Genomic DNA, 23,914 nt, shown 5'->3' on the forward strand with positions numbered 1-23,914 from the left:
GTGGTGGCCCAGCTCGGCACCAAGGGCTCGCTCGATCAAGGCCTTTTTGAACGCCATCGACGCATCCTGAATGGCTTCGGCACTCATCGGGCCGCTGACGAACTGGTCGATCAGCTCTTTTGGAATGGCTGGAAGGTCACGCTGGGCCCTGCGGGCCGGTTTCTTTGTGGTTGGCATACATGCACCTCTTCAACATGTTATGCCCGAACACAAAATTTATGACAGTCCCCAAATGGCAGGTCAGCCTCGACGGCGACGCCTTTACCTTCCGCAGTGAGGCCGAGGCCCGTGCCTTTGCCGACACCCTGCAAGCGCGCATTCAAGCGCCCCACCGCATTCCCCTCAACCAGCAACGCTTCGCCGCTGGCTGATCAAACACCTCAACCCTGCGCTTGCACGGCCCGCGCCCGTTGCAAGCGCTGGGTCGACATCGCAATGGTCACTGCCAATACACCGCACAAGCTGATGACCATCGCCATCGGCATCGCTGTGCCGTCGTGCAACACGCCAACCAACGACGCCGCACCGGCCGCCACACCAAACTGAATGCAGCCCAGCAGTGCCGACGCGCTGCCTGCGCGCGCGCCCTGCCCGCTCATGGCGCACGCCGAGGTGTTGGGCAAAATGCAGCCTAAGCTCGCGATGCAAATAAACAGGGGCACCAGCAACGGCCACAAGGCCTCGGTGCGCATGGCCGCAATGCCCAGCAGCGACAACGCCGCCGCTACGTAGACCCACACGGTGCGCGACAGCAAAAACGCCGGGCCACGTTTGGCCAACAACCGTGCATTCAGTTGCGCAACCAGGATAAAACCGGCCGCGTTGGAGCCGAACAGCCAGCCGTAATGCTCGGCCGGCACCCCGTACAGTTTGATAAAGACGAACGGTGAACCGGCGATGTAGGCAAACATCCCCGCAATCGAAATACCGCCAGTCAGGGCGTAGCCGAGGTAAACCCGGTCGGACAACAGCGCGCCGTAGCGGCGCAGTGAGCCGGACAAAGGTTGGCGTGGTTGATGCGCCGGAAAGGTTTCCGGCAAGCCGACCGCTACGGCGATAGCGGCCATCACGCTGAATATCGACAGCGCCAGAAAAATCGACTGCCAGCCCCACACTCCAACCATCAACCCACCCGCCAGTGGCGCAAGGATCGGCGCCAGGCCGGTGACCAGCATCAGTTGCGAATACACCTTGGCCGACCCCACGGCGTCACATTTGTCGCTCACCACTGCACGGGAAATCACCATGCCCGCGCAGCCGCCAAGCGCTTGCACGAAACGTGCACCGATCAGCCAGTCCAGGGACGGCGCATAGGCGCAGGCAAAAGACGCCACGGTAAACAAGGTCACGCCACTGAGCAGCGGCACGCGCCGACCAAAACGGTCCGCCAGCGGGCCGTAGATCAATTGGCCGATGGCCAGGCCGCCGAAATACACCGCGAGGGTCAGCTGGATATGTTTTTCGTCGGTGGCGAAAGCCGTGGCCATGGCTGGGAAGCCCGGCAAGTAAAAGTCGATCGCCAAAGGCGCGAAGGCGCTCAAGGCGCCCAGGATAAGGATTATGCGCAGGTTCATCAGACACCCAAGTGAGTCGGCAGCCCGACAGTCTAGCCGCGCTTGGGTGCCATGAACATTACGTTAGCTCGCTAACTATCAGAAAACTTACGCGAGCTTGGCGCTGTAGCCTTCTTCGGTGATCAGGCTGATGACCTGCTCGGCAGACAGATTGCTTTCAACACCGACTTCTTTGGCCGCCAGGTTAACGTTGACGCTCGCCGCCGGGTCCTGGCTCTGCACCGCCTGGGTCACCGCTCGAACGCAATGGCCGCAGGTCATTCCTTCAACGCTGAATACTTGCATGACATGACTCCTTTGATGAGGTTAAGGCCAGTTTTGACCTTGCCACGATGGCAAGGTCAAGCGCTGAAAGTTTCGGCCGGGCTGGTATTCGGCCGCCGCCTCGGCCAAGCTTCATCCACCTTAGATATGAACCACGGAGCATTCGCCATGCGCTGGTCGTTTTTTGCCCTTGTCGGCCTGTTGAGCTTGTCTGCCGTTGCGCCCCAGGCCAGCGCAGATCAAGACTATGCGGTGCTGATCATTTCCCGCGAACGCCTGGAAGTGCCGACCAATTGCGAGATTGGCCTGTACATTCAGGACCAGTTGGCCGGGCGCCTGTTCCAGGAACAGGCCACCTCGTTCAACTTGCCGGCGGGCAATGTGTCGCTGCGGCTGAAGCTGTTGCCGGGCCAAGCCGCCGGCTGCCTGCCAGGCATGCTGGCGCCGCCGGCGCAGAACATCACGCTGAAGGCCGGCGACGTGCGCAAGTTGCGGATCGCCCAAGGGGCGGATGGCATGTACCTCAAACCCGCCGCACTGGAATACTGAAGGCGCTTGACCTTCCCCAAAGGTCAAGGTTGATCCTAGGGGCAACGTCTCTTGGAGGACTGCCCCATGAATGGATCCACTACGTTTGACCTGCCCATCAGCGGCATGACCTGTGCCAGCTGTGCCGGCCGTGTCGAACGCGCACTGGGCAAGGTGCCGGGGGTGCAACGTGTCAGCGTCAACCTGGCTAACGAACGCGCGCATGTCGAAGTACTGGGCCCGATGGACCCCAGCGTACTGATCGCCGCCGTCGACAGAGCCGGCTACACCGCCACCCTGCCGCACAGTGAAACCGTCACCGATGCCAACCAGGCCCAGCGCCTGCACCACGAGCGTTGGTCGCTGCTGCTGGCAATTGCGCTGGCGCTACCGTTAGTGCTGCCGATGCTGATGGAGCCCTTCGGCGTGCACTGGATGCTACCCGCCTGGGTGCAGTTCGCCCTGGCCACGCCGGTGCAATTCATTTTTGGCGCACGCTTCTATATAGCCGCATGGAAAGCCGTGCGCGTCGGCGCCGGCAACATGGACCTGCTGGTGGCCATCGGCACCAGTGCCGGTTACGGCCTGAGTATCTATGAATGGCTCACCGCGCCTGCAGGCACCATGGCGCACCTGTATTTCGAAGCCTCAGCCGTGGTAATCGCGTTGGTGCTGCTGGGTAAATACCTGGAAAGCCGCGCCAAGCGCCAGACTGCCAGTGCCATCCGCGCCCTCGAAGCCTTGCGCCCGGAGCGAGCGATTCGCGTGCTGGATGGCCGCGAAGAAGACGTCGCCATCAGTGCGTTAAAGCTTGATGACCTGGTGCTGGTCAAACCCGGCGAGCGCTTCCCGGTAGATGGCGAAGTAGTGGACGGCCAAAGCCATGCCGACGAAGCCTTGATCAGTGGCGAAAGCCTGCCAGTGCCGAAACAGCCGGGCGACAACGTCACCGGTGGCGCCATTAACGGTGAAGGCCGCTTGCTGGTGCGCACTCAGGCCTTGGGCGCCGAAAGCGTGTTGGCGCGCATCATCCGTCTGGTGGAAGACGCCCAGGCGGCCAAGGCGCCGATCCAGAAACTGGTGGATAAAGTCAGCCAGGTGTTCGTGCCTGCCGTGCTGGTCTTGGCGTTGATCACGCTGGTGGGCTGGTGGTTGTACGGCGCGTCGCTGGAAACCGCGATCATTAATGCCGTCGCGGTGTTGGTAATCGCCTGCCCGTGTGCCTTGGGCCTGGCCACGCCGACCGCGATCATGGCTGGCACCGGCGTCGCCGCGCGCTACGGCATCCTGATCAAAGACGCTGAAACCTTGGAACGTGCCCATGCCGTCAGCGCCGTGGTGTTCGACAAGACCGGCACCCTCACCTCCGGCGCACCGAAAATTGCGCACTTGGCGGCGGTGGATGGCAATGAGGCGTTGCTGTTGCAACAGGCTGGCGCACTGCAGCGCGGTAGCGAACACCCGTTGGCCAAGGCGGTGCTGGATGCCTGCAGCGAGCAAGGCCTGAACGTGGCGGATGTGACTGCCAGCCAATCCCTCACCGGGCGCGGCATCGCAGGCACGCTCGATGGTCGGCAACTGGCCCTGGGCAACCACCGCATGCTGGAAGAAAGCGGCTTGAGCGCGGGCGACCTGGCCGGTTCCGCCAAGACCTGGGAAGCCGAAGGCCGCACCTTGTCCTGGCTGATCGAACAGGGCCCGCAACCGCGTGTGCTGGGGCTGTTTGCCTTTGGTGACACGCTCAAGCCCGGTGCACTGGAGGCCGTGCAGCAACTCAAGGCCCGGCACATCAGCAGCCACTTGCTCACCGGCGACAACCGCGGCAGCGCCCGCGTGGTGGCCGAGGCGCTGGGCATCGACGATGTACACGCCGAAGTGCTGCCGGCCGACAAAGCCGCCACCGTCGCCGAACTGAAAAAAACCGGCGTGGTGGCGATGGTCGGCGACGGCATCAACGACGCCCCGGCCCTGGCGGCTGCCGATATCGGCATCGCCATGGGTGGCGGCACCGACGTGGCGATGCACGCGGCCGGTATCACCCTGATGCGCGGTGATCCGCGCCTGGTGCCGGCGGCACTGGAGATCAGCCGCAAGACCTACGCCAAAATCCGCCAGAACCTGTTCTGGGCCTTTGTGTATAACCTGGTCGGCATTCCCCTGGCGGCGTTCGGCCTGCTCAACCCGGTACTGGCAGGTGCGGCCATGGCGTTGTCCAGCGTCAGCGTGGTGAGTAATGCGTTACTGTTGAAGACTTGGAAACCCAAGGATTTGGAGGATCAACGCCCATGAACATCGGCCAAGCGGCCCGCCAGAGCGGGTTGAGCGCGAAGATGATTCGTTACTACGAATCCATCGGGCTGCTCAAAGCCGCCCACCGCACCGACAGCGGCTACCGTGTGTACGGCAGCGATGACTTGCATACGTTGGCGTTTATCAAGCGTTCACGGGATCTGGGGTTTTCTCTGGAGGAAGTCGGCAAGTTACTGACCTTGTGGCAAGACCGGCACCGGGCCAGCGCCGACGTAAAAGCCTTGGCACGCCAGCATATTGATGAGCTGAATCAGAAAATCCTTGAGCTCGGGCAACTGCGCGATACCTTGCAGGACCTGGTGGAGCACTGCCAGGGTGATCATCGGCCGGATTGCCCGATTCTCAAGGAGTTGGCGTCGGGCAGCTGTTGCGCCTGACGCTTTAACTGATTCAACCCCGCTGTGGGAGCTGGCTTACCTGCGATAGCATCAACGGGTTATGCCTGATACACCGAGGTGCCCGCATCGCAGGCCAGCCAGCTCCCATATTTTTAGCGCTTCATGGGCCTGAAGATCATTGCATCCAAGGCGGCGGCGGTGGTTCTTCCGACGCTTTGCTCGATGGCACATCATCCGCCGCGCGAATCGCTTGCTTACGCTCTTCATCCAGCCGCGCCGCTTCGATCTCGCGGATCACACCGCCCACGTCCGCCAACTCTTCCGGTTCGTCGAACTCGCCGGTCAATGCGCTGGCCGGGTGCAAGGTGCCGGCTTCGTACAACGCCCACATTTCCTTGGCGTACTTGGTCTTCTTCAACTCCGGGGCAAAGCGCCCAAAGTAGGAAGCCATGTTCCCCACATCCCGCTCCAGCATGTTGAACGCATGGTTGTTACCCGCCGCATCCACCGCCTGAGGCAAGTCGATGATCACCGGGCCCGTAGGCGTGAGCAGCACGTTGAACTCGGACAAGTCACCGTGCACCAGGCCAGTACACAGCATCAGCACGATCTGGGAAATCAGGAAGGCGTGGTATTCGCGCGCCTGGTCCGGGTCCAGCGTGACATCATTGAGACGTGGCGCCGCATCGCCGTACTCGTCGGCCACCAGTTCCATCAACAGCACGCCTTCAAGGAAGTCGTACGGCTTGGGCACGCGAACGCCCGCCCCGGCCAGGCGGAACAGCGCCGCTACTTCGGCGTTCTGCCAGGCATCTTCGGTTTCTTTCTTACCGAACTTGGAGCCCTTGGCCATGGCCCGGGCTTGACGGCTGTTACGGACCTTTCGGCCTTCCTGGTATTCGGACGCCTGACGAAAACTTCGTTTGTTCGCCTCCTTGTAAACCTTGGCGCAACGCAATTCATTGCCGCAGCGCACCACATAAACAGCTGCTTCTTTACCACTCATGAGTGGGCGCAGCACTTCGTCGACCAGACCGTCTTCGATCAGGGGTTCAATGCGTTTAGGAGTCTTCATCAGCTTTTATTGTGGGTCCTTTATTACCAAACACGCGTATGGCACTCGTTATACGGCAATCGGCCCGCCGCGGGGAGAGGCTACCGACCTTTGGCACTTAAGAATGCATTCAATATGCCATTTTTTTTGCCCAGCTCAGCGTTCGATAATCGCCGTCACACCCTGACCGCCGGCAGCACAGATCGAAATCAGCCCGCGGCCCTTACCCGCCGCGTCCAATAGCTTGGCCAGGTTGGCCACAATTCGCCCGCCAGTGGCAGCAAACGGATGCCCGGCGGCCAATGAACTGCCCTTGACGTTAAGCCGGCTAAGGTCGATGGAACCGAGCGGCGCGTCAAGCCCAAGGCGGGTCTTGCAGTATTCGGGGTCCTCCCAGGCCTTGAGCGTGCACAACACTTGGGCCGCGAAGGCTTCGTGAATCTCGTAGTAATCGAAGTCCTGTAGCGTCAGGCCATTCCTGGCCAATAGGCGTGGCACCGCGTACACCGGCGCCATCAACAGGCCCTCGGCGCCGTTGACGAAATCCACCGCCGCCGCCTCGCCATCACGCAAGTAGGCGAGGATCGGCAAACCGCGCTCGTTGGCCCAGGCCTCACTGCCCAGCAGCACCAGGGAGGCGCCGTCGGTCAGCGGCGTGGAGTTGCCGGCCGTGAGCGTGCCCTTTTCGCTACGCTCGAACACCGGCTTGAGGCTGGCGAGTTTTTCCAGGGTCAGGTCCGGGCGCAGGTTGTTGTCGCGGGTCAGGCCGAGAAACGGCGTGAGCAAATCGTTGTGCCAGCCTTCGGCGTAGGACGCGGCCATTTTCTGGTGGCTGTCCAGCGCTAGCTGATCCTGCTCCGCGCGGGGGATCTTCCAGGTCTGCGCCATCAACTCGCAGTGCTGGCCCATGGACAGGCCGGTACGCGGCTCGCCATTACGCGGCAGTTGCGGCTTGAGGTGATGCGGACGAAGTTGTAACAGGACTTTTAATTTGTCCGCCATGGACTTGCTGCGATTGGCTTGCAGCAAGAGCTTGCGCAGGCCTTCATTCACGCCGATGGGCGCGTCGGACGTGGTATCGACGCCACCGGCAATCCCACACTCGATCTGCCCCAGCGCAATTTTATTGGCCACCAGCAGCGCCGCTTCCAGCCCCGTACCGCATGCCTGTTGAATGTCGTAAGCCGGGGTTTGCGGCGAGAGGCGCGAGCCCAGCACGCATTCGCGGGTCAGGTTGAAGTCGCGGGAATGCTTGAGCACCGCACCGGCAGCTACCTCGCCAATGCGCAGGCCGTGCAGGTTGTAGCGTTCGATCAGGCCCTCCAAGGCCGCGGTCAACATCGCCTGGTTACTCGCCGTGGCATACGGGCCGTTGGAGCGGGCGAAGGGGATGCGGTTACCGCCAATGATCGCTACACGGCGCAATTGAGTCATGGAAAGCTCCCTGAAGGTTGTGAGGTGAGTCTCTGAGACTAGCCTAGGCTCAATCGAACGACTTTCACCTCTAGATGGTCCACCGTTTGAACCCCAGCACTCGGAGAGCGTTCCATGTCTGACCGTTATATCGACTTCGCCAACTCAAGCCTCGGCCATCGCCTGGTCGCCGCCCTTGGCCTGCCGTCACCGGTACGCCTGGAACGCTGGCAGGCTGGCCGCCTGCGCCCAGTAGAGGGTGCGCTGCTGCTGGGCGGCGGCGCACTGGCGGCCAAGGTGCTGCCATTTGCCAATAAACTCACCGACGCGATTTACAGCTATGGCGCCGAGCCGCTGGGTGCGCCCGCCTGGATACCCGGGCATGGCCCCAAGCTCAAGGCCGTAGTGTTTGATGCCAGTGATTTGCAACACACCGACCAACTCAAGCAACTGCGAGAATTTTTTCAGCCTCTGCTGAAGAATCTCGACCACAACGCGCATCTGGTGATTCTTGGTCGCGCGCCGGAAAGCCTCAGCGACCCGTTCGCCGCCAGTGCGCAACGTGCCCTGGAAGGTTTCAGCCGCTCCCTGGCCAAGGAGCTGCGCAGTGGCGGTGTATTGCAATTGTTGTATGTCGGTGAGGGCGCTGAAGACCAGTTGGAAGGCGCATTGCGGTTTTTCCTCTCGCCCAAAAGCGCCTACATCTCGGGCCAGGTGATTCGCCTGCAAGCCTGTGCCACGCCGGTTGAGGATTGGACTCGCCCGTTGGCCGGGCGCAAGGCATTGGTCACCGGTGCCGCCCGTGGCATAGGCGCCGCCATCGCCGAAACCCTGGCGCGCGACGGCGCCGATGTGATCGTGCTTGACGTGCCCCAAGCCAAGGCCGATCTCGAAGCCCTGGCTGCACGCCTGGGCGCGCGCAGCGTATTGCTGGATATCTGCGCCGAAGACGCCGCCACGCAGTTAATCGAACACCTGCCGGACGGCATCGACATCGTGGTGCACAACGCAGGCATTACCCGCGACAAGACCTTGGCCAATATGACCCCGGAGTACTGGGACGCGGTGCTAGCGGTCAACCTCAACGCACCGCAAGTGCTGACCAAGGCCCTGCTCGACAGCGGCACCCTGCGCGACAATGGCCGCGTGGTGTTGCTGGCCTCAATCAGCGGCATCGCGGGCAATCGCGGGCAAACCAACTATGCCGCGAGCAAGGCCGGGTTGATCGGCCTGGCCCAAGCCTGGGCGCCGTTGCTGGGCGAGCGCGGGATCAGCATTAATGCCGTGGCGCCTGGTTTTATTGAAACCCAGATGACTGCGCACATTCCTTTCGCCCTGCGCGAAGCCGGGCGGCGTATGAGTTCGCTGGGCCAGGGCGGCTTGCCGCAGGACGTCGCCGAAGCGGTGGCGTGGCTCGGTCAACCGGGTTCAGGCGCGATCAGCGGCCAAGCGTTGCGGGTTTGTGGGCAAAGCCTGCTGGGAGCATAAGCATGCAATGGCAGACCTTAGGCAGTGCCCCGTTTCTGCCGCCGCTGTATTGGCGCGCAGCACTCAAGCGCAAGATCACCGGCAGCACCTTGCCCGAGCAGGGGTTGCGTTGCCAGATGCGCATCAATCCGCAGGATGTGGCGGCCTATCGTAACGTCTGCGGCTTTGCCGACAGCCCCATCCTGCCGGCCACTTACCCGCATATCCTGGCGTTCGGCCTGCAGATGCAATTACTGACCACAAAAAACTTTCCGTTCCCGCTGCTGGGGCTGATTCACCTGCGCAACCGTATCCGTCTCCATCGGCCACTGGGCGCTGTCAGTGAGGTGACGGTTAGTGTGCACGTGCAGAACCTGAGGCCGCACGCCAAAGGTGCGACCTTTGAAGTGGTGACCACTCTTGAGGATTCGCTCGGCCTGCTGTGGGAAGCCGAAAGCCAAATGCTCTGCCGGGGCGTGAAGCTTGAAGGCGAGCCGGCGGGTGACACATTGCCCAGCCCCACACAGGTCAACGAACTGACCCGCTGGAAAGCCCCCGCCGATATCGGCCGCCGCTACGCCCGAGTGTCCGGCGATTACAACCCCATCCATTTGAGCGCACTGACCGCCAAGTTATTCGGCTTCCCCCAAGCCATTGCTCATGGGTTGTGGAACAAAGCGCATACCCTCGCAGCCTTGGGTGAACACTTACCGCCTGCCAACATTGAAATAGTCGTTGAGTTCAAGAAACCCGTGCGCTTACCCAGTGAAGTTACTTTACTGACCCGTGCGCCTGGCGCCAGCGGTGAGTGGCTATTAAAGGGGGCGGGTGACATTGAGCATATGGTCGGCATGTGGCAACCCATCGCCTAAAAACACTGATTAATTGTATATATACACCCTAAGTTATAGCGGACCTTACCAGGTCCGCTTTTTTATTTAAGCCACTGATATAGTTAATATATACATCTTGATACATCCTCTCTCTATGCCCTTCGCATTAGTCGCTAAGCGCTGCCGGACGCCCCGTATATAAATCGTTAATACCAAGTTGAGCATTGCGAGAAAAAGCACCTGGGTCTGTTATAGCCACACGGACAAACGTATCGCTACCCAAGAAGTAACGAGCGTTTGAAACAACCAAGGTTGTACAGGTGCAAGGGAACTCAATCATGAAAACTCAAACTCAAGTAGTGCTATGGAAAGCAAGTACCGCGCTGGCCCTGATCATGGCGATGAGCCTCGGTGGTTGCAGCAGCGGTGGCGGCGGACATCACAGCAGCGTGGCGGCCTCGTCCCCTGACGCGGGAGCCGGAAGCGGTGGCGGTACTGGCGGAGGCACCGGCGGCGGTACGGATGGTGGTACTGGCGGCGGAACCGGTGGCGGCACGGGCGGTGGTACTGGCGGTGGAACCGGTGGCGGCACGGGCGGTGGTACTGGCGGTGGAACCGGTGGCGGCACGGGCGGTGGTACGGATGGTGGTACTGGCGGCGGCACGGGCTCGACGACTCCGCTGGTCACTGGCCAGATTGTCGGCACCCTGGGCACCACCGTGGGTAATGTCGGCGCAGCCGTGGGCGACCTGGGCTCGACCCTGACCGCCGTGCCTATCGTCGGCGTAACCGCTGGTGGCCTGGTGACTGCGACCGGTAAAGCCGTGACCCGCATCGGTACCGGCGTCACTGCGGGCCTTGGCTCGCTGGGCACCGACAGCAATTCACTGGGCATTACCGTCGCAGGCGTAGGTGATGGCGTCTCCGATTTGGGCACCGGCGTATCGAACACCGGCAAATCCCTGGGCACTACATTAGGTGGCATTCCGGTTGTCGGCGGCTTGACCGGCGGCGTAGGCACCGCAGCAGGTGGCCTGGTGGATAAAGTCGGCGAGGCCGTGACCATGCTCGGCGACACGCTCAGCACCGCCAGTACTACCGGCCCGCTGGGCTCAGTGACCAACACGCTCGGCGGCAAAGTGCTGGTGCCTGTGGTGTCGCTGGTGGAAAACACCACCGGCAATCTCGGCAGAGCGAGTGGCTTGGGCAACCCGGTCGGTGGCGTGCTGGATAAAGTCGGCGCCACCGTCACAGGACTTGGCGGCCAAGTCGCCAGCGCCGGTGGTACAGGCAACCCTCTGGGCACACTCGTAGGCGGCGTCTTGACGGGTGTCGGCACCACGTTTGATAAGTCCAGCGGCTATGTGAATCCAGCGTCCAGCGCCCCAGCTTCCGGCCTGCCTGAACTTGTCGGCGGCTTGGTCGCCAACGTGGGTAACGGCCTGAATATCGGCAACACCAACGGCACCATCAGCGCAGCAGGTGTCACCGGTGGCGCACTGGGCAACACCGTCGCCTCCCTCGGCACTATCATCGGCGGTACCGGCGTCGCCAACACCGCCGCCACCTCGCCGGTAGCAGGCTTGGCCACCAACGTCGGCGCAGCCCTGAACCCTGTGACCTCCGGTGTCGCCAGCCTGACGCAAAACATCGGCACCACCACGGGCATCGGCGCTCCCGTCAACGGCCTGGTCACTCAAGTCGGCGGTGCAGTAAGCGGTATCGGCGCCAACCTGACTGCGGCCAACGCCAACCCGATCACTAACACCTTGGGCACCACCGTAACGGCGGTTGGCAACACGGTGGGCTCGGTGGGTGGTTTGGTCACCGGGGGCACCAGCAGCGGTGGCGGCTTGCTCGGCGGCTTGAGCGTAGGCGCCAGTGGCTCGGCCAGCGGCAGTGCAAGCACCGGCACCAGTGGCGGTCTGGGAGGTTTGTTGAACGGCCTGACCGGTAAAAAATAGATTTGCACCTGGCCGATTAGACGGCCTCCCCTACAGCGCCTACGCTTGGTTGAGACGAGAGACCTTATAAGTCTCTCGTCTTTTTTATGGCCAGGTTTTAACCGTAATGCCTTGCCCTCCCGAACCGTGTCCCAGAACCCGGCGGGCCCGAAACGCTGCTGCAGTTTGACCAAGGAGTGTCCTATGCGCGTGTTGACGCCGTTGTTAGTGCTAACCCTCAGCGCCTACGTCCAGGCCGAGACCCTTCCCAGCTTCCTCAACAGCAACGACACCATACGTAACCTGCCGGTGCCCAACCTTCCCGCCGACGCCTATCGATCGGTCACACCCCAGACCCAAGTACCCGAAGCGCCTGCCACCCAGGGCCAGCCCTTGTTGATGGGCACCAAGGTCACCATCCGCAAGCTGCAAATCGAGGGCGGCACAATCTACCCGCTCGACGAGACAGCCAAGGCCTACGCGCCGCTGATTGGCCATGAGACCAACCTTGCGCAACTGATCGAAGCCACCCGCAGCATCACGCGTCGCTACCAGGACGACGGCTACCTGCTGTCCTATGCATTCCTGCCGCAACAGACCTTCGAAAACGGCCTGGTGCGTGTGGTGCTGGTGGAGGGTTACATCAAGGATTATCAACAAAGCGGCGATATCGGCTCGGTGTCGGCATACGTCGACAAGCTGGCGAATAAACTGCTGGCCGAACGCCCTCTGACCCGCAAGACGTTTGAACGCTATACCACGCTCATGGGCCGTATTCCCGGCGTAACGTTGCAGGCGCAAGTGCCACCGCCAGGCACCACCGATGGCGGCACGCACATGGTCATCCAGGCCACCCGCAAGCCATTTACCACCAGCATGAGCCTGGTCGATAAAAACCGTGGTGGCACGCAAGCATTGCTCACCGCCACCAGCAACTCACAAACCGCTATGGGCGAGCAGCTTAACGTCAGCGGCCTGTTCCCGCCGGGCGATGACAAAGAGCACTACTACCGCGTGGGCTACAGCCAATTCATCAATGCCGAAGGCAGCCAACTGGCGCTTGGCGCCGAGCGTTATCGCGCCGACCCCAAAAGCAATATCCAACTGGACGGCGGCTTCGAGCTCAAGCCGCACCAGGCGATCGACCGCTACACCATCGGCCTCAGCCACCCGCTGATTGCTTCACCTAACGAATCGTTGACCCTGGGCACCCGCCTGTACGCGGTGGACCAAACCACCCGCTATCAACTGGTGGGCTACCCCAACCGTTTCGACATCGAAACCAACTTGCGTGCGCTGGCGTTCGAGGGCGACTGGCGCAAGTCCGACACTCGGCAATTGCGCATTCTCAGCGCCGGTGTGTACCAAGGCATCAACGGTTTGGGCGCCACTACCCGCAGTGATCTGGAAGGAACAAAACCTGACCTGGACTTCTTTCGCCTACGCCTGTCGGGCGTGCAAAGCGACAAATTTTTCGATAACTGGCAAGGCGTGCTATCGGGTGCGTTCTACTGGAGCGACAACACGTTGCCCGACAGTGAACGCGCTACGTTCGGCGGGCAGAACTTCGGCCGCGGCTACCCCGATGACCAGGGCTCGGGCGACAAGGGTTGGGGCGTGGCGTATGAGGTCAACTACAGCTTCAACCGTGCCGGCAATTGGGTGAAGGTCCTGCAACCCTATGTGGTGCTCGACCGCGCCAAGACCTGGTTCAACGCGCTGCCGGTCAAAAGCAATGACATGTCATCGGCGGCCGTGGGGCTGCGCTTTGGTGACAACAAGTACTACAACATTGCCCTTGAAGCGGCCAAGCCGATGTCGGACATCGCCCTAGACAGTTTCAACCGGCGGCCGCGGTACACCCTGAGTTTCAGCTATCAACTGTGAGTATTTGTGGCGGCTCGCGGGTTAGGGAGTGCAGTCTCCTGTGGCGAGCGGGCTTGCCACAGGAGGCCCACTGCCCACACGTAAGCCCGCTGACCACAAACAAGCCAGCGTCCAAAACCAGCCGGTTTGGTGCACAAAGCTCGCGCCTAAAATCTATGTTTGGCCAGCGGAAACAGGCTGTTGAGGGTGTCGATCAATCGCACCAGATAGATGGGTTTGCGAAACAGGTCCAGCACCTGCAGACGCAGCATGTCGCTGACGTCATCCATCTCCGCATGCCCCGACATGACGATCACCGGCAAGTGTTGGCGATCGGTGTGTTCGCGCAGACGCTTGATCAGGGAGATGCCGCTTTCCTCGGGCATGCGCAGGTCGGTGATGACCAGCGCTATGTCCGGGTTCAGGGTCAACTCCTGCAACGCGTAAGTGACGGAGGTGGCGGTAAAACAAACGAAGCCCTCGTTCTCCAGCGACTCCGCCAGTTCTACGAGGGCATCTTCTTCGTCGTCCACCAACAGGATTTGTTGGCGAAAAGGTGCAGCTGCAGCATTCATGGGTACTACCTGGCGTTGCTAATCAATAACAAAGGTACTCACAGAATGCCGTCTACACGATCACGTTGGCGTTATGGCTGTCGTGATTTTTGTAAACAACGCGCTGATCTGAGGAGACAGCGTAGTCCCTGCTGCCAGTATCACCAGCGCCACAATTGCCACGAGGATGAGGTACTCAATCGCCGTTGCACCGTCTTTGCGACGCAAGAACAACTGGAGTTGAATGCAACATCTCATCAACAGATCAAGGATCATGATACGACTCCTCTGGCGCCTCTGCGCCTGGTCAATAATAAGGTACTGCACAGTCGTCAGACACCTTGCGCTTTTACGGTGGCGTAACGGCGGTGGTGATCTTGTCGAAGAACGCAGTGATCTGTGGTTTTAGCGTAGTGCCAGCTGCCAGTATCACCAACGCTACAATCGCCACGAGAATGAGATATTCAATCGCCGTCGCGCCGTCTTTGCGCTGAAAAAGCAACTGCAGCTGGACGTGAATTCTAATCAACAGATCGAGGATCATAAGTACTGCTCCTTGGGCGGCCAAGCGCCCTAACTCGGTGCTGCACAGTCATTGCCATGTGCCATCTGAGCATTGTCAACAAACACCACTCTCACAACTGTAAGAACGGATTAATCACAAAGTAGTGGTGCTTTGCAGGTGCCTTAAAGCCGTGATTTCTCACTCTGCTCAGGGATGCACGAAGAAATTTTCCTGTCAGTAATGGCATTTCGTCCTAGCTGAACTACCTTCAAATAGCGAAATAGTTAGTCCACTGTTCATAGCCGCCGGGTTGCGTAATTGACCTGTTCGCAAGACAGGTCGTAGTGCGACAGGAAAAGGAGAGCCGTCATGAACACGCGTCTGAGCATGATTCTGGCTGGTGTGCTGTTGATCGGTGCGGTGTTTGCCGGTTATTGGGGCCTTGTCCTCAGCCGTGAACCGGCTCCGGCGCCGCCACCGCCGCCACAAGCCGCGCCTGTCGAAAAAGCCGTCGCCGTGGTGGAAGACCAGACCCGCCAACCGGTGGTAGTGCTGGCCCACGACGTGCCGCCCTTTGTGGCCCTGAATGCGGCTGACCTTAGCGTCGAAAAACTACGCACCGTGCCGGCCGGCAGCATGACCAGTGTCGACCAGGCCATCGGCCGCACACCGTGGCGTGCCCTGCAGGCTGGCACCTGGCTCAACGAAGAGAGCTTCACTCCCGGCGGCCCCTTGGCGCGCATGATTCGCCCGGACGAACGCGCCCTGGCCGTGGCCGTCGATGAAGTGATCGGCGCGGCCGGCCAGTTGAGCCCCGGCGACTATGTAGACGTGCTGTTGTACCTGCGCCAGGACACCGCCAACCTCGAACAATCCGCCCAAGTGGTCGTCCCCGCCATGCGCTTGCTCAGCGTCGGCGATCAAATGGGCCTGACCAACGACGGCACCCCCGCCTCCCCTCCCGCGATGACCGCCGAAGAAAAAGCCCAACGCCGCGCGCCCTCTCGCACCGTCGTGCTGGCGGTGCCCGAGCAACTGCTGAGCCGGCTGATGCTGGCCTCCCAGGCCGGCACGTTGCGCCTGGCGGTGCGCAGCAGCGAGGAGCGCCTGCTCAGCCACTACTGGGCCGGCGAAAGCGACGCGGCGAACATGCTGCAAAGCGCCAACCGTGACCTCTACCAGTTCACGCAACTGGCCTTCGCCCAAGCCCCGAAAAAGCTCGCCCAGAGCACGCCGCGCCGCGCCGGTGTCGAGGTGATACGCGGCAACCAAGCCACCCAACAAACGCCCGACTGAACAAGGATGCTGTGCATGACCCGACGTTTCGCACCGGTGTTCACGCTGAAAATCGCCTGCGCCCTGCTGCTGTCGAACCTGTCTGTGGGCCTGGCCGTGGCCGCCACCGGCAACTGCGCCAGCCTGGGCCAGTTACCCGCAGCGCTCTCAGTAGGCGAGGGTCTGCAACAAGAACTGCAGTCGCCGGTGGCGATCACGCGCCTGGCAATTGGCGACCCGAAAATCGCCGATGTCCACCTCAATGGCAACCGTGGTTTCCTGCTGACCGGCATCGCCTCCGGCACCACCAGCCTGATGGTGTGGACCGCCTGCTCCAACACGCCACGCCAGAGCATGGTGTTCGTCAAAGGCAAGGCCACGGCAGCCCTGACCAGCCTGTCTCTGGCGCCAGCGGACGACCCTTCGCTGCCCAGCCAGGTGCAGACCGACATCCGCTTTGTGGAGGTCAGCCGCACCAAGCTCAAGGAAGCCAGCACCAAAATCCTCGGCATGGGTAAGAACTTTTTCCTTGGCAGCCCCAACCTGTTGTTCCCCACATCCAGCACCTTCAAGCTGCCGGTGAGTGCGGACCAGTTCAATATCGGCTTCGGCGGCGGACGTGTTTCCGCGATGATCAACGCCTTGGAAAGCAGCGGCTTTGCCTACACCCTGGCGCGTCCAAGCCTGGTAGCGATGAGCGGGCAAAGCGCGACCTTTCTGGCCGGTGGCGAGATCCCGATCCCGGTGCCCAGCAGCGGCAGTAACACTATTTCCATCGAGTACAAAGAGTTCGGCATTCGCCTGACCCTGACCCCCACCGTGATCGACCGCAACCGGATTTCCCTCAAAGTAGCGCCGGAAGTCAGCGAGCTGGATTACACCAACGCGGTGACTATTCAAAATATCCAAGTGCCGGCCCTGACCATCCGCCGCACCGACACCAGCGTGTCCCTGGCCGATGGCGAAAGCTTCGTGATCAGCGGCCTGATCAGCAGCAACAACACCACCAGTATCAGCAAGTTTCCTGGCCTGGGTGACATCCCGATCCTGGGCGCATTCTTTCGCGACTCGTCGGTCAACCGCCAAGACAAAGAGCTGCTGATGATCGTCACCCCGCACCTGGTGCAGCCGCTGGCCGCCAACGCCCAACTGCCGTCCTTGCCCGGCGAGAACCTACGCAACTACGACCCGAATTGGTACCGCCTGTACTTCCTGGAAAACGGCAATTTCGACCGCAACAATGGGTTGTCCCAATGAGCGATAGCCTGAACCAGACTTTCCTGGCAATCACCCGCAACACCACCGACCTTGAGTGGCTGCAGGGCGCGCTGGCACCGCTTGGCCAAGTGGTCAGCGCCGGCAGCGGTACCCTGGACGAGTTGCTGGCGTTGGTCGACGTGACCTTCGCCACCCTGGTATTTGTCGGCCTCGACCGCGAGCACGTGGTGGCCCAAAGCGCGCTGATCGAAGGCGCATTGGAAGCCAAGCCGATGTTGGCCATCGTCGCCCTCGGTGACGGTATGGACAACCAATTGGTGCTCAATGCGATGCGTGCCGGCGCGCGGGATTTTGTCGCCTACGGTTCACGTTCCAGCGAAGTAGCCGGGCTGGTGCGACGCCTGAGCAAACGCTTGCCACCCGTCACCACCCACACTCAACTGGGCGGCCTCACCGTGCTGTACGGCACCCAAAGCAACGCCGACGGTGCACTGCTCACCAGCCACCTGGCGTTGGTCGTACAAAAGAGCGGCCAGCAAACCCTGCTACTCGACCTGGGTCTGCCACGGGGTGACAGCCTGGCGCTGCTGGGGCTCGAAAGCTCGTTCAACTTCGGCGATGCCCTGCGGCATTTGCGGCGGTTGGATGCCACCTTAATCAACAGCGCTTTCACCTCAGCCGAGGACGGCCTGCGCATCCTCGCCTACGCCGCCAACGATGAGCCCTTGGAACAGACCAGCGCCGCCGAGCTGTACATGTTGCTCAGCGCCTTGCGCCAGCACTTCCAACACATCGTGGTGAACCTCGCAGGCCAGCAGGACAGCGAAGCGCTGCGCACCTTTGTCAGCCACTGCGACAGATTGTTGTGGTGCACCGATCAAAGCGTGCTGGACTGCCGTCGCAACCTCGCCGTACTGAACCAGTGGCGCGAAAAGGGTATGAAGCTGGAGCACGCCAAGCTGTTGGTCGATCGCTATATCAAAAGCTGCGCGCCCGACTCCGAGGCCTTGGGCAAGAGCTTCGGGCTGGAGGTGATCGCCGTATTGCCACTGAGCCCGGAGGTACGCCTGAACGCGAAAAACCAGGGGCAAACCTTGTTCGCCCTGGCGCCGCGGGAACCCCTCACTCAGGGCATGAAAACCCTGGGCGAACGTTTGGCAAAACGTTCGCAAGGCATGAAAAAACCCTCACACAACTGGTTTGAACGCCTGCTGGGTACGGGTAAATGAACGGCGAAAATCTCTTCGGCACCCCCACTCGCAGTGTCGGTGGCAACACCGACCACGACGGGCTGAAACTGGTGCTGCATCGCTACATCATCGATGCCATCGAAGAGTCGGGAAAGAATCTGCTGGAGGGCTCACGCCCGCTGTTGGCGCAATTTGTCATCGACAAAGTCGCCGAGTACATCAACCGCATGCACCTGGCGATTTCCCGTTATGAGATGGAGCGCCTGGCCGAAGAAATCGTCGACGAGCTGACCGGTTTCGGCCCATTGGAGGTACTGCTGCGCGACCCGTCGGTGACAGAAATCCTGGTCAACGGCCCGCACCGGGTGTTTATCGAGCGTGATGGTTTGCTGCACCAGAGTGATCTGCGTTTCATTGACTCGCACCACGTGGAGCGCGTCATGCAACGCATCCTCGCGCCCCTGGGGCGGCGCCTGGACGAGTCGTCGCCGATGGTCGATGCGCGCCTGCCCGATGGCAGCCGGGTCAACGCGATCATCCCGCCGATTGCCCTGGATGGGCCGTGCCTGTCGATTCGAAAGTTTCGCAAAGACATGCTCAAGAGCAGCGACCTGGTAGCGATGCAGACCATCGACCAGAATATCTTCGACTTCTTCCAGGAAGCGGTGGGCAAGCGCTGCAACATCCTGATCAGCGGCGGCACCGGCACCGGCAAAACAACCTTGCTCAATATCCTCAGTCAGTTGATCAACCCGCATGAGCGTCTGGTAACCATTGAAGACGTCGCCGAGCTGCAACTGGGCCACCCTCACGTCGTGCGCCTGGAAACCCGCCCGCCGAATGCCGAGGGCCACGGTGAGGTCAAGGCCAGCGACCTGATCCGCAACGCCCTGCGGATGCGCCCCGACCGCATCATTCTCGGTGAGATCCGCGGCGTGGAAGTGCTCGACGTACTGACTGCCATGAACACCGGCCACGACGGTTCCATGAGTACCGTGCACGCCAACAATGCTGCCGATGCCTTGCTGCGCCTGGAAACATTGGTGGGCTTGACCGGCCGTGTGGTGGACGAAAAAACCCTGCGGCAAATGATCTGCGCCGCCCTGGATGTGGTGATTCAACTGACCCGCCTGCCGGATGGCCGTCGTTGCGTCAGCGAAGTGGTCGAGGTGGTGGGCATCCGTGAAGACGTGTACGTGACCAACACCCTGTTCCGCCATGACCGGCGTACCGGCTTCGGTTTTCTGCGCGAGGCGGTCAACCCGGCCGGTGAAAAACTGCGCCGCGAACCCTTACTGCCTTGAAGGAGACGCAAGCATGACTGGGGCCATCCTGCTGCTCATCTGCCTGATCCTGATCGGCCTGTCGATTCGCGCCTTCCAGAACGGTTTGCGCCGCGCCCAAACCGAGCGCGTGCTGGGCCGCCTAGCCGAAGGCCAGCCGCAGCTCGTCGAGGAGAACAACCAGTGGAGCGGCGTAGAACGCATGTTCCTGCGCGCAGGCCTGGGCAAACCCAGTGACCACCTCAGCCTATGGCTGGCAGCCTGGGCCCTCGGCGCGGTGCTGGGATTGCTGGTTGCCAGTTGGATTGGCCTGCTGGTGATGCTGGTGTTGCCGCCCCTGGGGCTGCGCGTGTATATCGCCTGGCGCTATCAACGGCGCATCACGCGCATGATCGAACAACTGCCGCAATTGCTCGACCACACCGTGCGCAGCCTCAAAGCCGGGCGCACGCTGGCGGACGCGGTAATGGGCGGCATCGAGATCACGCAAGACCCGTTGCAAACAGCCATGGGCCGTATTCAGCGCAACGTACAGCTGGGCGTGAGCCTGCCGGAGTCGGTCCACGACTTTGCCGAGTTCTACGAGCGTGACGAGTTTCGCCTGTTCGCACTGGGTTTGAAGGTCAACCACCGCTATGGCGGCAACGCCAGCGAGTTGTTGGAAAACCTGATCAAAATGATCCGCGAGCGCGAGCAAGCCGCCCGCCAACTGCGTGCCTTGACCGGCGAAACCCGCGTGACCGCCTATGTGCTCACCGCCCTGCCGATCTCGATGATCGGCTACTTCCTGGCGGTGAACCCCGCGTACCTGATGACCATGTGGAACGACGGCACCGGGCGCATCCTGTTGTTCGTGGCGCTGGTGATGCAGCTGTTGGGCTGCTTCACCTTGTGGCGCATGTTGCGGAGCGTATGAGATGGCGATCGCACTGCTGATCAGCGCTGTACTGTTCCTCGCAGCCCTGGGGTTGGTGCTGGCCAACCTGATGAAGCACCGGCGCGGTCAGCGCCTGGTTGCCCAACGCTTGCAGGGCCAGATGGCGCGCGAGCACACGTTCGGTACGTTGATGCGGCAACTGGGCAGCAGCCCGCTCGCGCAACGCTCGGTGAGCCTGGACAACGAAACCCAGATTCTGCTCAACCGCGTCGGCTGGCGCAAAGCCAACCAGCGTTCGATGTTCGCCGCCTTCCAAGTCGGTACGCCGTTGTTGCTGTTGATCATTACCTTGGTGGCCCAAGCGCTGCTGTTTCCCAACGTCGCCTCGCCGTGGCTGGCGCCTCTGCTGGCCTTGGGCATCGGCTACCTGTTGCCCAAGCGCATCCTGGCCAGGGCCGCCAAGGCGCGCCAGCAACGCATCTCTCGCGAGGTCTCGACCTTCATTCCGCTGCTACGCATCCTGTTCGAGTCGGGCATGGCGGTTGAACAGGCACTGCGTGTACTAAGCATTGAAGCGCAGCGCCTGCTGCCAGCGCTGACCTATGAACTGCGCCTGATCCTGTCGCGGGTCGACTCGGGCCTGGAACTGAGCGAGGAGCTGGGCCAGACCGCCATGCTCTTGGCCGTGGACGAATTCACCGACACCTGCACCATCCTCCAGCAACTGGTCCAGCAAGGCGGCGGGGCGATGAAATCGTTGCTGTCGCTCAAGCAATTACTCGACGACCGACGCCTCACACGGATCCAGGAATTCGTGTCGAAGATGTCGGCAAAAATGTCAGTGGTGATGATGGTGTTTTTGTTTCCTGCCTTGCTGATCGTGCTCGGGGGGCCCGCCTTTATCGGCATCACCCGGGCCCTGAGTAACTTATGAGGAGCGCCCGATGAAAGCCTTGATAGCCGGTTTGAGCCTGTTGCTGCTGGGCGGTTGCGCCACCAATGGCCAAACCCCGTGGGGCGGGTTTACGGGCAGTTGCTCCAAACCCAGCTCCGACCAGGAGCTGTCGCTGAACCTGGCCGATGAAATGGCCGGCGACGGCAAGCTGCACGCCAGCCTCGCCAACCTGCAAAGCTTGCCGGCCAATTTGCCCCAGGTACGCCTGCGCCAAGCCAAGGCCTATCGCCTGCTCGGGCGCAGCGAAGCCGAGCCGTTGTACCGCAGCCTGATCGGCACCTGCATGGCCGCCGAAGGCGAACACGGCCTTGGGCAAATCGCCTCGGCCAAAGGCGATAACGGGCAAGCCATGGCGCACTTGCAACGCGCTTCACGGCTGGCGCCGACCGACGAGAAAATCCGCAATGACTTGGGCGTGGTGTACCTCAATCAACGGCGCCTGGAGGACGCGCGCTTCGAATTCATGACCGCCATGGAACTCAAGCAGAGCGATCCGCTGGCGGCCGTCAACCTGGTGACGCTGTTGATTTATCAGGACAACTGGAAGCAGGCCGCGCAACTGGTCAGCCAGATGGGCCTGAGCCCTGAGCAGGTCACTGAAGCCCAGGCAAGGGCCGAGAAGCTCAAACTCTCCAGCGTACCGGCTGCCAAGGCCAAGGACCAGATCGCCACGGTCAGTGACGCCACAAGCCACCCGAGGAATTGATGATGAAAGTGCCTTATCTCGCAAGCCTGGCCATGCTGGCGTTGCCCATGAGCGTTATGGCCATAGAACCCGGCCCGTCGTCGCCGCAGCAGGCGGCCACCGAGCAATGGTTGACGCTGCAGTCCACGGGCAGCGCCGCTTCGAAGACCCCACAAAAGGCCTCAGCAGCCGAACGCGACAAAGCTCATCAGCGCTTGTTGGAAAGCTACAAGTACCCGATTCCGGAGTATTTCGAGCAGAAGGTGGGCGGCAAAACTGAAGGCAGTAATTGAGCAACGCAGTTCCAAATGTGGGAGGGGCTTGCCCCCTCCCACATTTTTGACCAGGTTCGACAGAAGTCGATCAGTGAGCCGTGACTCGCTGACGCAAAGCGGAGTTGTTCGGCGACAGCGCCAACGCCAGTTGCGTGCGGTTGTGCATGTGCGTCAGGCGCAGCACTTGGGACACATACAGCTTCACGGTGTTTTCAGTGATGCCCAAATCGCAGGCGATCTGGTAGTTGGTCTGACCCTTGCCCACCAGCCGGGCGACATCCAATTGGCGCGGCGACAACGGGTTGAAGATCGCCGGGATTTCCAGCGGCCCGGCCTCCTCGGCCGATACCTCTTCGCCATCCAGCCCTGGCCGGCTGCTGCGCACTTTGTCGAGGTCCTCATACAGATCGTTGATGGATTCGGAAAGGAACTGCAGCTTCTGGTTCAAGTTACCCAATTGCAGCTCCTTCTTGCGCTCCTGCAATGCGGCTTCCTGGCGCTGCAAGCCTTCGAGCAACTCGTCCAGATCGATCGGCTTTTGGTAGTAGTCCGCGATCCCGGCGCGCAGGGCCTTGATCACGTCCTGCTTGTCGGCGCGGCCGGTCAACATGATCGCCTCAAAGGCCCGCTGTCTACCGGCGACCTTTTGCAGGGCCTGCACCAACTCAATGCCGTCCATGTCCGGCATATGCAGATCGCACAGCACCAGGCCGATCTCGGCGTCTTCGCTGAAACGCTTCAGGGCCTGCTGGCTGGACTCACACGGGACGCAACGGAAACCGCTGCTTTCAAGAAATTCACAAAGCTCTTCCACGATGAGTGGTTGATCGTCGACCACGAGCACTTTTACTGCAGAGATAAGCTTATTCACGCGCTACTCCATGCATTGCAAGCCAAAAGATTGACTGATCCCCTACGACGAATAGTCCTGCACATCTACTGATAAACGTAGACGCACTTTCTAACTATGTACATAGCGTTAATACACTCAAACGACTAGTGGATCCAAAGCCAGGCCAAGGTGAAGCCCACCAGTAAAAACGGAGCAAACGGCATTTTCTCTGACACGCTCGGTGCCAAATAACCCATATGGCGTTTAACTCCTTGATTCATATACAGCCAGAGCTTGGGCGCCATTACCACCCAAAGTAAATTGGCGGCCGCAGCCCTTACAAACGACCACAACAGGTACTCGGCATCCGACGCCAACGCCAACGCTGCGAGCAGCTTCACGTCCCCAGCGCCCAAGCGGCCCAGAGCGTAACCGGGCAGGGTCAACAGTAACGCCAGAACAAACGCTAACAGCCCCTGCCCGGCCGCCGCACCGAGCCAAGTGGTGCCCGTCCACAGCAGATAGATCAACGCCAACAGGGCAGCGCCCAAGGTTAGACGATTGGCGAGCAGTCGCTGCCGAGCGTCTTGCACCGCACACAACACTAACCACACCACCACCAACGCACCTTGGATCACGTAAAAGCCATCCCTTTTTGCCGATTGATTCTATGCT

The 23,914-nt window shown here is 61.1% G+C and carries 25 protein-coding genes and 1 pseudogene; 16 read left to right on the forward strand and 10 right to left on the reverse strand.

The features are described 5' to 3' along the window. Positions 1-177 (reverse strand): annotated as a pseudogene (locus tag E0F99_RS10025) (IS256 family transposase); the annotation flags it as partial. A gap of 41 nt (positions 178-218) precedes the next feature. On the opposite strand from E0F99_RS10025, the gene E0F99_RS10030 reads away from it, so the two are divergent. Continuing rightward, on the forward strand, positions 219-371 hold the full coding sequence (locus E0F99_RS10030; protein WP_162276171.1) for a hypothetical protein: 153 nt from the start codon (positions 219-221) through the stop codon (positions 369-371). A 9-nt stretch (positions 372-380) separates the two neighbouring features. Here E0F99_RS10030 and E0F99_RS10035 read toward each other — a convergent pair whose 3' ends face one another. Together E0F99_RS10035 and E0F99_RS10040 are read right to left on the reverse strand one after the other, a co-directional pair. Continuing rightward, on the reverse strand, positions 381-1,574 hold the full coding sequence (locus E0F99_RS10035) for a multidrug effflux MFS transporter (protein ID WP_083355429.1): 1,194 nt from the start codon (positions 1,572-1,574) through the stop codon (positions 381-383). Between the two features lie 87 nt (positions 1,575-1,661). Continuing rightward, on the reverse strand, positions 1,662-1,859 hold the full coding sequence (locus E0F99_RS10040; protein ID WP_083355430.1) for a heavy-metal-associated domain-containing protein: 198 nt from the start codon (positions 1,857-1,859) through the stop codon (positions 1,662-1,664). Positions 1,860-2,006: 147 nt separating this feature from the next. On the opposite strand from E0F99_RS10040, the gene E0F99_RS10045 reads away from it, so the two are divergent. From E0F99_RS10045 to cueR, 3 genes are all read left to right on the forward strand, one after another. Then, entirely contained in the window at positions 2,007-2,387 is a 381-nt protein-coding gene (locus tag E0F99_RS10045; RefSeq protein ID WP_083355431.1) for a hypothetical protein, read from the forward strand. Positions 2,388-2,453: 66 nt separating this feature from the next. Then, positions 2,454-4,655 (forward strand): heavy metal translocating P-type ATPase, encoded by a 2,202-nt coding sequence (locus tag E0F99_RS10050; RefSeq protein ID WP_083355432.1) that lies wholly within the window; start codon positions 2,454-2,456, stop codon positions 4,653-4,655. Next, positions 4,652-5,053 (forward strand): Cu(I)-responsive transcriptional regulator, encoded by a 402-nt coding sequence (cueR, locus tag E0F99_RS10055; RefSeq protein WP_083355433.1) that lies wholly within the window; start codon positions 4,652-4,654, stop codon positions 5,051-5,053. The genes E0F99_RS10050 and cueR overlap by 4 nt, the downstream gene beginning before the upstream one ends. Before the next feature lie 136 nt (positions 5,054-5,189). Here cueR and E0F99_RS10060 read toward each other — a convergent pair whose 3' ends face one another. Both E0F99_RS10060 and E0F99_RS10065 read right to left on the reverse strand, forming a co-directional pair. Further along, complete coding sequence (locus tag E0F99_RS10060; protein WP_083355434.1) at positions 5,190-6,089, reverse strand: PA4780 family RIO1-like protein kinase; 900 nt, start codon at positions 6,087-6,089, stop codon at positions 5,190-5,192. A 135-nt stretch (positions 6,090-6,224) separates the two neighbouring features. Further along, positions 6,225-7,502 carry an acetyl-CoA C-acetyltransferase gene (locus E0F99_RS10065; RefSeq protein WP_083355435.1) on the reverse strand — a complete coding sequence of 426 codons (1,278 nt, stop codon included), beginning with the start codon at positions 7,500-7,502 and terminating at the stop codon, positions 6,225-6,227. Positions 7,503-7,616: 114 nt separating this feature from the next. On the opposite strand from E0F99_RS10065, the gene E0F99_RS10070 reads away from it, so the two are divergent. The 4 genes from E0F99_RS10070 (at position 7,617) to E0F99_RS10085 (ending at position 13,611) form a co-directional block, all read left to right on the forward strand. After that, positions 7,617-8,969, forward strand: coding sequence for a 3-oxoacyl-ACP reductase (locus E0F99_RS10070; protein WP_083355436.1), 1,353 nt, complete (start codon positions 7,617-7,619; stop codon positions 8,967-8,969). Positions 8,970-8,971: 2 nt separating this feature from the next. After that, entirely contained in the window at positions 8,972-9,820 is an 849-nt protein-coding gene (locus E0F99_RS10075) for a MaoC family dehydratase (RefSeq protein WP_083355437.1), read from the forward strand. Between the two features lie 299 nt (positions 9,821-10,119). After that, complete coding sequence (locus E0F99_RS10080) at positions 10,120-11,745, forward strand: collagen-like triple helix repeat-containing protein (protein ID WP_232000110.1); 1,626 nt, start codon at positions 10,120-10,122, stop codon at positions 11,743-11,745. Positions 11,746-11,928: 183 nt separating this feature from the next. Next, complete coding sequence (locus E0F99_RS10085) at positions 11,929-13,611, forward strand: ShlB/FhaC/HecB family hemolysin secretion/activation protein (protein WP_083355438.1); 1,683 nt, start codon at positions 11,929-11,931, stop codon at positions 13,609-13,611. 146 nt (positions 13,612-13,757) lie between these two features. On the opposite strand, the gene E0F99_RS10090 is transcribed toward E0F99_RS10085, so the two are convergent. The 3 genes from E0F99_RS10090 to E0F99_RS10100 all read right to left on the reverse strand — a co-directional run bounded on the left by E0F99_RS10090 (position 13,758) and on the right by E0F99_RS10100 (position 14,688). Further along, entirely contained in the window at positions 13,758-14,165 is a 408-nt protein-coding gene (locus E0F99_RS10090) for a response regulator (RefSeq protein WP_083355439.1), read from the reverse strand. A 60-nt stretch (positions 14,166-14,225) separates the two neighbouring features. Then, entirely contained in the window at positions 14,226-14,420 is a 195-nt protein-coding gene (locus tag E0F99_RS10095; RefSeq protein ID WP_083360312.1) for a Flp family type IVb pilin, read from the reverse strand. A 73-nt stretch (positions 14,421-14,493) separates the two neighbouring features. Further along, positions 14,494-14,688 (reverse strand): Flp family type IVb pilin, encoded by a 195-nt coding sequence (locus tag E0F99_RS10100; RefSeq protein ID WP_083355440.1) that lies wholly within the window; start codon positions 14,686-14,688, stop codon positions 14,494-14,496. Between the two features lie 330 nt (positions 14,689-15,018). On the opposite strand from E0F99_RS10100, the gene cpaB reads away from it, so the two are divergent. Genes cpaB through E0F99_RS10140 form a run of 8 tightly spaced genes read left to right on the forward strand, consistent with a single transcriptional unit; the run spans position 15,019 to position 22,425 of the window. Further along, complete coding sequence (gene cpaB / locus E0F99_RS10105) at positions 15,019-15,945, forward strand: Flp pilus assembly protein CpaB (protein ID WP_083355441.1); 927 nt, start codon at positions 15,019-15,021, stop codon at positions 15,943-15,945. 15 nt (positions 15,946-15,960) lie between these two features. After that, a complete protein-coding gene (locus E0F99_RS10110) occupies positions 15,961-17,181 on the forward strand; it encodes a type II and III secretion system protein family protein (RefSeq protein ID WP_083355442.1) in 1,221 nt (406 codons plus the stop codon). Further along, a complete protein-coding gene (locus E0F99_RS10115; protein ID WP_083355443.1) occupies positions 17,178-18,371 on the forward strand; it encodes a CpaE/TadZ family protein in 1,194 nt (397 codons plus the stop codon). The genes E0F99_RS10110 and E0F99_RS10115 overlap by 4 nt, the downstream gene beginning before the upstream one ends. After that, positions 18,368-19,636 carry a TadA family conjugal transfer-associated ATPase gene (locus tag E0F99_RS10120; RefSeq protein WP_130908757.1) on the forward strand — a complete coding sequence of 423 codons (1,269 nt, stop codon included), beginning with the start codon at positions 18,368-18,370 and terminating at the stop codon, positions 19,634-19,636. Before E0F99_RS10115 ends, E0F99_RS10120 begins: the two co-directional genes overlap by 4 nt. A 13-nt stretch (positions 19,637-19,649) precedes the next feature. Further along, on the forward strand, positions 19,650-20,531 hold the full coding sequence (locus E0F99_RS10125) for a type II secretion system F family protein (RefSeq protein ID WP_083355445.1): 882 nt from the start codon (positions 19,650-19,652) through the stop codon (positions 20,529-20,531). Between the two features lies 1 nt (position 20,532). Next, the gene (locus E0F99_RS10130) at positions 20,533-21,426 is read left to right on the forward strand and encodes a type II secretion system F family protein (RefSeq protein WP_083355446.1); all 894 of its coding nucleotides are present in this window, start codon (positions 20,533-20,535) and stop codon (positions 21,424-21,426) included. Between the two features lie 10 nt (positions 21,427-21,436). Next, positions 21,437-22,153 (forward strand): tetratricopeptide repeat protein, encoded by a 717-nt coding sequence (locus E0F99_RS10135; RefSeq protein WP_083355447.1) that lies wholly within the window; start codon positions 21,437-21,439, stop codon positions 22,151-22,153. Between the two features lie 2 nt (positions 22,154-22,155). Next, entirely contained in the window at positions 22,156-22,425 is a 270-nt protein-coding gene (locus tag E0F99_RS10140; protein ID WP_083355448.1) for a DUF3613 domain-containing protein, read from the forward strand. Between the two features lie 70 nt (positions 22,426-22,495). Here the strand turns inward: E0F99_RS10140 and E0F99_RS10145 are convergent, their stop codons facing one another. Further along, positions 22,496-23,278, reverse strand: coding sequence for a response regulator transcription factor (locus E0F99_RS10145; protein WP_083355449.1), 783 nt, complete (start codon positions 23,276-23,278; stop codon positions 22,496-22,498). A gap of 125 nt (positions 23,279-23,403) precedes the next feature. Continuing rightward, entirely contained in the window at positions 23,404-23,874 is a 471-nt protein-coding gene (locus E0F99_RS10150; protein ID WP_173667132.1) for a prepilin peptidase, read from the reverse strand. Positions 23,875-23,914 lie beyond the last annotated feature (40 nt).

The organism is Pseudomonas antarctica, assembly GCF_900624995.1.
GTDB classification, from domain to species: domain Bacteria; phylum Pseudomonadota; class Gammaproteobacteria; order Pseudomonadales; family Pseudomonadaceae; genus Aquipseudomonas; species Aquipseudomonas antarctica.